Consider the following 8,051-nt stretch of genomic DNA (forward strand, 5'->3'; position numbering starts at 1 on the left):
AAGAACAAGGAGGGATGCAGGAATGGAATCGAAACGAATGATTGCCTTCCTGTCTATCCTCCTGCTTGTAGTTGTAGGTGCGGGCGCCTACAAAATCTGGCACAGTACGGCGGGGCCCCTGGCCAAAAGAGAGACGGTGCGGCCCGTCACCCTGGAGGTGTGGGTGTACACGAAGGCACTGGCGCCCTTCCTGGAGGAATACGGGCGGAGCCATGAATCGGTGGAAGTAGAGGTCCGGACCTTCCGTTCTTATGAACAGCTATTCGACGAATTGACGGCGGCCATTTCCGTTCACCATATGCCTCAAGTGGTCGAGGTCAGCAGCTTATACGGCATTGCCCAACTGGCGGAGTCCGGCGTGCTTCTTCCGCTGCAGGACCTGCTGTCCGATGAGCTGCGGGAGAGTCTCCATCCCGACTTGGCCGCCTATTTTCAATATGAGGCCCAAGTATGGGCGGTTCCATACGGGGCGAGTGTTCCGGTCGTTTTTTACAATAAAGATTTGCTCAAATATTCGGGGGTTAATGACGGGGCGCAGTTGAACACCTGGGATGAGCTGCGCATGGCCGGGCGACAATTGGCGGCCGATAAGGAATATTGGGGACTGGTCGTCGAACCGGAGGTGCCCTGGCTGCTTCAGAATCTGTTGTTCTCCCATGGAGAGGACAAGGTATCGAAGAGCAAGGCGGCAGAGGTTATCGGGTTATGGAAGAGAATGATCGAAACCGACCGCATCATGCCTCCTCTCCAGCAGCCGTTGGCGGCAAGCGACTTTATTACGGGGAGGGCGGGCTTGTATCTAGCCTCCTCCGACAAGCGGGCGATGCTGGAGAAGTATATTGGCGGGAAGTTCGCTTTTGCCATGACCGAGATGCCGGAGACGGAGAAATACATTCCGAAGGTTAACGGCCTGGCGGTGCTTCATTCTTCCGAAGAGAAGGATGGAAATGCCTTGGAGCTGGTTGCCTCCATGCTTGAGGAAAATATGCAGGCACGGATAGCGGAGGCCACCTCCCAAATGCCGGCCAGAACGCAGCCGATGTCTGATGATGAGGAGGACGGCAAGCGGCAAACGGACCCTGCGTTGTCCTTGGACAAGCGTTTGAACCGAAGGTATCCTGACGTTAAGGATAAAGAACGGTGGAAGGAAACCGAAGCGCTGATCGAAGCGATAGAGCTTTCGCGGGAGGTTTCGGTCTACGATGTCATAAGATCAGTGGCTGGAGAGGAGATGGATTAGGATGAAGATAGAAACGATATCTATTCAAGGAAGCAGCGATTGGAATGAGGATGCGCTCATCGAGAAGAGTGGGGCGGGGGTCTACGGTGTGCTGGATGGAGCTACCTCCGTGACGCCTTTTCGCGGACCTCAGGGAGAGACCGGGGGATATTTGGCTTCCCAGTTGGTGAAGAAGGAGCTGGAAGCGATAGAGGTATCCTGGTGGGAAACCGTTCATGTGAAGGATGCCGTACTTCGGGCCAATCAGTCGCTTCGCCAGGAAATGATCGCCCATGGGATAGATCCGGAGGACCGGGAAGCCCTGTGGACGACGGAAATTGCCCTGATCAAAATCGAGGAGACCAGAGTGCAGTACGCCCAGACCGGGGATTGCATGATTTTCGCCACGTACAAGGATGGAACGGTGCGCACTGTCACGTACGATCAGTTGGATCACATCGACCTGCAGACGAGAATAAGATGGAAGGCTTGTCTGGAGCAGGGAATGACTACGCGAAAGCAAATCAGGGAGCACGTGGAGCCCCATATTCGGAAGAACAAGGTGCTGATGAATACGATAAACGGCTACTCCGCCATGAACGGCCAGCCGGAGCTGGCTTCCTTCCTGGAATACGGGGTCATTAACCGGATTAATCTCACCGGACTGCTGCTTATTACCGACGGTTTGTTTCCGCACTCCGAGGATATTTACGGGACATTGGACGGGAAAGTGCTGATGGAGGAAATCGAAAGCAAAGGCCTGCAGGGATACGCGGAAAGCCTGATCGCCCTGGAGCAGAATGATCCGGAATGCCAGAAGTATCTGCGCTTCAAAACCTCCGACGATAAGACCGGAATCTGGATTCGTTTGTAAGGGACGGCTGCTTAAGATAGGCGAATGTATGCGGATGTCTCACTCGTCCAGGGAGCCTTGCCGGTGAATTTTTGGCGCAAGCCCGCCTAACTCGCGGCCGGGGTGAAACAAGCGCATGTGTAGAACCTGGCTTAGGAGGGACACATAGTAAAGAGGTGCCGGCACCATGTGCGGACCGAAGCGAAAGGGGTCCCGCAGCAAGAGGTGCCAAGCACCATGCGCGGACCGAAGCGCAGAGGGTCCCTAGCAAGAGGTGCCAGCGCCATGTGCGGACCGAAGCACAGGAGGCCCTTGCCTCGAAGACGAGCAAAAGTGCATGTCTTTTTCCGGAAAAATGATCATTCGCCTAAAAGACACGCAAAACTGCAGGTCAATCGTCATAATATCGCGAAAATCGGCCCAATCGTTAAATTTACCTGCACAATCGCTTGTCATTTGCCGTTTTCAACTAAAATCGCACAAAAGACCTGCACTTTTGACTTCTGCGGGTCTTTTTTCAGCTACCTCTTAATGTTTAGCAGGAGAAGAAACTCGGAGTTCTGGATTATCCGCAGTGGGCTGCCGCGACGGCACTTCCTTGTTAGTGCAAGCTGCCACAAGTACCATCGCCCCTATAGTTGTGAACAAAGCCGAATATCGGTCTCCGAGGCTCTTCTACCGCCTGCCTTCCGCCGGGAAGAGCATGGCCAGCAGGAGGTTAATTCCAACAGGCCACCGATCGTGGTTAAGGCGCTGCCCGGGAATGCCCAGAGGATCAGAGGTTCCTGTTGGCACGATTCAAGATCGATGCGGCTAAAGCGACGCTTTCCTGGGTTGGAGGCTCTACCTGCTCGAGCGGATATTCCAGGCCAAGGGTTTTCCACTTGTATACCCCCAATTTATGATACGGGAGCACTTCGATCCTCTCGACGTTGTCAAGCGTCTGAATAAAGTCTGCGAGTCTCTCCAGATCCTGCCTCACATCGGTGATGCCGGGGACGAGAACATGGCGAATCCATACGGGGACTTTTCTCTCGGACAGCCATCTTGCGAACTGCAGAATGTGCTGATTGGATTTGCCCGTCAGCTTGCGGTGAGCCTCATCGTCGATATGCTTAATGTCCAGCAGAATCAGATCCGTATACTGCATCAGCTCGCTAAGCTTGGTTTGGAAACGGGGGTCGGCGGAGTAACAGCCGCCCGAGCTGTCGATAGCGGTATGAACCCCGAGCTTCCTGCACTCTTGGAACAAGGAAATGAGAAAGTCCAAATGCAGCAAAGGCTCTCCTCCGCTGACAGTAATTCCTCCATTGGACGCTTGCAAGTAAGGGAGGTAGGATTGCAAATCCCGTATGATTTCCTCTATGGTTATATCTTGGCCCCGTCCGATAACCCATGTATCGGGATTATGGCAATATTGGCATCTAAGGAGACACCCCTGGGTAAATACGACATAGCGTATGCCGGGTCCGTCTACGGTGCCGAAGGTTTCGATGGAATGTATGGTCCCCTTCATGCTCATCCCTCCCTTTCTAAACAAATGAGCTGATCTATGTTCCGGGAGCCTGCGCATATCTTGGCAGACGTCCTGCTGCGTGAGGCTCCCGGCTTGACTTGTAGCGCTGTATGCAGTGGTGAATTTGCTACTTGTCGGGGCTCCTGCAAAAAGTATTTGGACTTCGCTTCCAAGTCCCCGCCCTCACTTTTCTTGAAGCGCCGATAGGAATTTAACTCACAAGCTGTTATGGAAGGTCCGGTTAATCACATCGATCTGCTGCTCGCGGGTCAGCTTGATGAAATTAACGGCATACCCGGAGACGCGGATCGTCAACTGCGGATACTGCTCCGGATGCTCCATGGCGTCCAGCAAGGTATCCCGATTCAACACGTTAATGTTGAGGTGATGCCCCTGTTTGGCTGCATAGCCGTCCAGGATGGCGACCAGATTTGTTTTTCGCGATTCCTCATCCTTGCCGAGTGCCTGCGGAACGATCGTGAAGGTGTTGGAGATTCCGTCAAGCGAGTGCTGATATGGCAGTTTCGCCACGGTATTCAACGATGCCAGTGCCCCTTTGGAATCCCGCCCGTGCATAGGATTGGCGCCGGGTGCGAACGGTTCGCCGGCTCTTCTTCCGTCCGGAGTGTTGCCTGTTTTCTTCCCGTAGACGACGTTCGAGGTAATCGTCAGGATGGACATCGTCTGGACCGAATTGCGATAAGGCTTGTGCTTTCTTAGCTTAGCCATGAATGCTTCAACGATTTGAACCGCGATTAGGTCCACCCGGTCATCGTTGTTTCCGTATTTCGGGTAATCTCCCTCGATGGCGAAATCTACGGCCAGCCCGCTTTCGTCGCGAATGGCGGTAACTTTGGCGTGCTTGATGGCACTCAGCGAGTCGGCCACGACTGACAACCCGGCGATTCCGGTCGCCATCGTCCGCAGGATGGTCGTATCGTGAAGCGCCATTTCGATTCGTTCGTAGCAATATTTATCATGCATATAATGAATGACGTTAAGTGTATTCAGATACAGCTCGGCCAGCCATTCCATGACATGGTCGAATTTGAGCATCACTTCATCATAATCGAGCACATCCGAGGTGATCGGCGCGAATTCCGGTCCTACCTGCACCTTGGACTTCTCGTCCACGCCGCCGTTGATGGCGTAGAGCAGCGCCTTGGCCAGATTGGCCCGCGCCCCGAAGAACTGCATCTGCTTGCCGATTCGCATGGCCGATACACAGCAGGCGATGCCGTAATCGTCCCCAAACTCGGGACGCATCAAGTCGTCGTTCTCATATTGAATGGAGCTCGACTTGATCGACATGGCGGCGCAGTAACGCTTGAACGCTTCGGGCAGCTTGGTGGACCACAGGACCGTCAAGTTAGGCTCAGGTGCCGGACCCAAGTTATCCAGCGTGTGAAGGAAGCGGAACGAGTTCTTGGTGACGAGTGATCTTCCGTCCAGAGCCATACCACCTATCGCTTCCGTCACCCAGGTCGGATCTCCGCTGAACAGCTCGTTGTAGTCCGGAGTACGGGCGAATTTCACCAGACGGAGCTTCATGACGAAATGGTCTACCAGCTCCTGAGCCTGCTGTTCGGTCAGAACTCCCTCCCGCAAGTCCCGTTCAATGTAAATATCCAAGAAGGTGGACGTGCGTCCGAGGCTCATGGCGGCGCCGTTCTGCTCTTTAATAGCGGCCAGAAATCCGAAATACAGCCATTGAAAGGCTTCCCGGGCGTTAGCCGCCGGTTCGGAAATGTCATATCCGTGAGCCGCCGCCATCTGCTTGAGCTCTTGAAGCGCCCGAATCTGTTCGGAGATCTCTTCGCGGAGACGAATGATCTCCTCGCTCATCGTTCGGGCTCCCGTCAACGACAAGTCTTTCTTCTTCTCGGCAATCAGCCGGTCGACTCCATATAGAGCTACCCGCCGGTAGTCCCCGATAATTCTTCCGCGGCCGTAGGCATCCGGCAAGCCGGTAATGATTCCCGCTTTCCGTGCCGCCAGCATCTCTTCCGTGTAGGCATCGAAGACTCCCTGATTGTGCGTCTTGCGATACTCCCGGAAGATTCGAGACAGCTCGGGGTCAACCTTGTACCCGTAAGATTCGCAGGCTTGCTCTGCCATGCGAATACCGCCGAAGGGCTGCAGCGACCTTTTGAAAGGACGGTCGGTTTGAAAGCCGACTACCGTTTCGAGCTCCTTGTTCAAATATCCCGGCTCGTGTGACGTAATGGTAGAGACAATGCCGGTATCCATGTCCAGAACCCCGCCTTTTACCCTCTCCTGCTTGGATAACTCCATTACTTGCTGCCAGAGCTTCTTCGTGTTGTCCGTAGCCGGGGCGAGGAAAGCTTCATCTCCCGTATACACGGACACGTTGTGCAGAATAAAGTCTCTTACATTAATTTCACGCTGCCATTTGCCTTCCTGAAATCCAACCCATTGCTTCATAGGGAGCCCTCCTTTAGAATGAAACATAGTTATGAATTAAATATATAACAGTTCTTAATTTAACCATAATCGATTTCCATAAAGGAGGGAAGAGGGGACTGGTGAATAATTTGTGAAAAAAATAACAATGTACATAAAACCGTTGTTTTAACTGGAGTTTTAAAAGATTAAAAGGTATAAATCGAGGGCAAGTCGCTTGTTGAGGAAGGGAGGGTAAAGCAAGATTATAGAAGTAATACAGTCTATTAAAAATAGTAATACAGACTGTGACAAACATCACTTAAAAATCTGCTTAATCAATGTATAATGGAAGTAATGTGGATTGTGCTTATTTTCACAATGGGGCTGCGGAGGAGATAAGGATGGCGAATCGTACTCCAGGGGTGGTTGCGGAATATGCCGTTCAAAGCGGCGAGGCCAAGGCCGGCTTGTCCTTGTTAAGCTTGCTTGCTCTTGGTTTTGGAGCGGGGGCTTTCATTGCCTTGGGCTATTTATTGAGCATTCGGGTGACTGCTTCCGTCCCTGTTGAGTGGGGAAGCTTCACGTCGCTTCTGGGAGCATCGGTTTTTCCGCTTGGGCTTATTCTTGTGCTGATAGGCGGAGGGGAGCTCCTGACGGGAAATATGATGACGTTGTCTATCGCGAGATTGAGTGGAAGAATAACGTCGGGGCAAGTGGCGGTGAACTGGTTCTGGGTTACCCTTAGCAATTTTGCGGGAGCGATGTTTGTCGCCTATTTCTTCGGCCATGTCGTCGGTTTAACCGAAAGCGGCCCGTATCTGGAGAAAACGATAAGCGCAGCGGCTCAAAAGCTCGACGAACCGTTTCTGCAGGCATTTATCTCGGGAATCGGCTGCAACTGGCTCGTTTCACTGGCGGTCTGGCTGGCGTATGCGGCGAATAGCACAGGCGGCAAAATCGCAGGCATATGGTTTCCGACGATGGCTTTCGTGGCTATCGGATTTCAGCACGTGGTCGCTAATATGTTCGTCATACCCGCAGCGATTTTCGCAGGGTATTTTACGTGGGTGGAGTATGCGGCCAATTTTGTGCCCGTGTTTCTCGGGAACGCGGTGGGAGGCTCACTCTTTGTAGCGGGCATCTATTGGGTCGCTTATTTGAGGAATGGGACGGAGCGGGCAAAGTGCGGGTTCAGGAACGAACACGGGGCCGACAGCACGGCGGAACGGGAGCCAAAAACCGGAAAACCAACGATCTCCACGTGAATGAATTTCAATCTATTTCTTATACAGGCTTACGAAACACGCTTCTTCCTCGGTCGGAAACTATAGGGAAGAGGCGTTTTGTATTGGATTTTGCGGCTGTGGATCTTTTATAGAGGGAAAAGGAGCAGAGACCGTCATCCGTTTATCGGCGTATGAAGGAGCTTGAAACAGGGCGGACAGCGGACGAATTGATAAATGGCCAGGGCAAGCAAAGGAAAGGGGAGCGAGCGGGTCGAGCCCTCTTAGTTCCGGGCAGTCGCTGCAAGACTACTTTACCATGCAGCAAATAAAACAATCTGCCTGGCGATGGCTCGACAAGGGCATAGCTGCCCTGAAAATAAGCCATAATTTCCACCCTTCCTTCTGATGGTACAGATCGACGTTGTCGGTGACGCTTTTGCGGTAGGGACGTCTGCCTTGAAAATCACATTTTCTGCAGGTGCCGTACTCGCAGGATGACGTGTCTACCTTGAAAATCCGTCTGTTTTCATTTTCTGCTGGAGCTGTGCAGACGGAATGGCGCGTCTACCTTGAAAATTCGTTTATTTTTATTATCTACTGGTGCCGCGGTCAGAGACATGGGGGTCTAACTGGATTTTATACAGCTAGTTTTCACTTCTGGAGCAAAAGACGGGGAACTACCTTGAAAATCCGTCTATTTTACCGTCTGCAGGCATCGTTACAAGCGGAGCGGCACGTCTAACTGTATTTTGTGCAGGTAGATTCAAGCGAATGGGCGAAAATGATCAAACTAACTGGATAAACTACAGTTAAAATGGGCAACTTTGGGCG

The 8,051-nt window shown here is 52.6% G+C and carries 5 protein-coding genes; 3 read left to right on the plus strand and 2 right to left on the minus strand.

The window, feature by feature from the left end:
- Positions 1–22: 22 nt before the first annotated feature.
- Positions 23–1,240, plus strand: coding sequence for an extracellular solute-binding protein (locus ACTHRH_RS12540; protein ID WP_379285678.1), 1,218 nt, complete (start codon positions 23–25; stop codon positions 1,238–1,240).
- A gap of 1 nt (position 1,241) precedes the next feature.
- Complete coding sequence (locus ACTHRH_RS12545; protein WP_440415814.1) at positions 1,242–2,093, plus strand: protein phosphatase 2C domain-containing protein; 852 nt, start codon at positions 1,242–1,244, stop codon at positions 2,091–2,093.
- A 754-nt stretch (positions 2,094–2,847) separates the two neighbouring features.
- On the opposite strand, the gene pflA is transcribed toward ACTHRH_RS12545, so the two are convergent.
- Together pflA and pflB are read right to left on the minus strand one after the other, a co-directional pair.
- Positions 2,848–3,588, minus strand: a complete 741-nt coding sequence (gene pflA, locus ACTHRH_RS12550; protein ID WP_440415816.1) for a pyruvate formate-lyase-activating protein — start codon at positions 3,586–3,588, stop codon at positions 2,848–2,850.
- A 216-nt stretch (positions 3,589–3,804) separates the two neighbouring features.
- The gene (gene pflB, locus ACTHRH_RS12555) at positions 3,805–6,033 is read right to left on the minus strand and encodes a formate C-acetyltransferase (RefSeq protein WP_440415818.1); all 2,229 of its coding nucleotides are present in this window, start codon (positions 6,031–6,033) and stop codon (positions 3,805–3,807) included.
- A gap of 362 nt (positions 6,034–6,395) precedes the next feature.
- On the opposite strand from pflB, the gene ACTHRH_RS12560 reads away from it, so the two are divergent.
- On the plus strand, positions 6,396–7,259 hold the full coding sequence (locus tag ACTHRH_RS12560) for a formate/nitrite transporter family protein (protein WP_440415820.1): 864 nt from the start codon (positions 6,396–6,398) through the stop codon (positions 7,257–7,259).
- The last annotated feature ends 792 nt before the right edge of the window (positions 7,260–8,051 follow it).

This window comes from Paenibacillus sp. SAFN-117, assembly GCF_051966115.1.
In the GTDB taxonomy this organism is placed as follows: domain Bacteria; phylum Bacillota; class Bacilli; order Paenibacillales; family NBRC-103111; genus Paenibacillus_L; species Paenibacillus_L residui.

Bases quoted from the DNA above. Each gene is read 5' to 3' on its own strand.
- pflB (WP_440415818.1), bottom strand. From the start codon at position 6,033: ATGAAGCAATGGGTTGGATTTCAGGAAGGCAAATGGCAGCGTGAAATT.
- ACTHRH_RS12560 (WP_440415820.1), top strand. From the start codon at position 6,396: ATGGCGAATCGTACTCCAGGGGTGGTTGCGGAATATGCCGTTCAAAGC.
- pflA (WP_440415816.1), bottom strand. From the start codon at position 3,588: ATGAAGGGGACCATACATTCCATCGAAACCTTCGGCACCGTAGACGGA.
- ACTHRH_RS12540 (WP_379285678.1), top strand. From the start codon at position 23: ATGGAATCGAAACGAATGATTGCCTTCCTGTCTATCCTCCTGCTTGTA.
- ACTHRH_RS12545 (WP_440415814.1), top strand. From the start codon at position 1,242: ATGAAGATAGAAACGATATCTATTCAAGGAAGCAGCGATTGGAATGAG.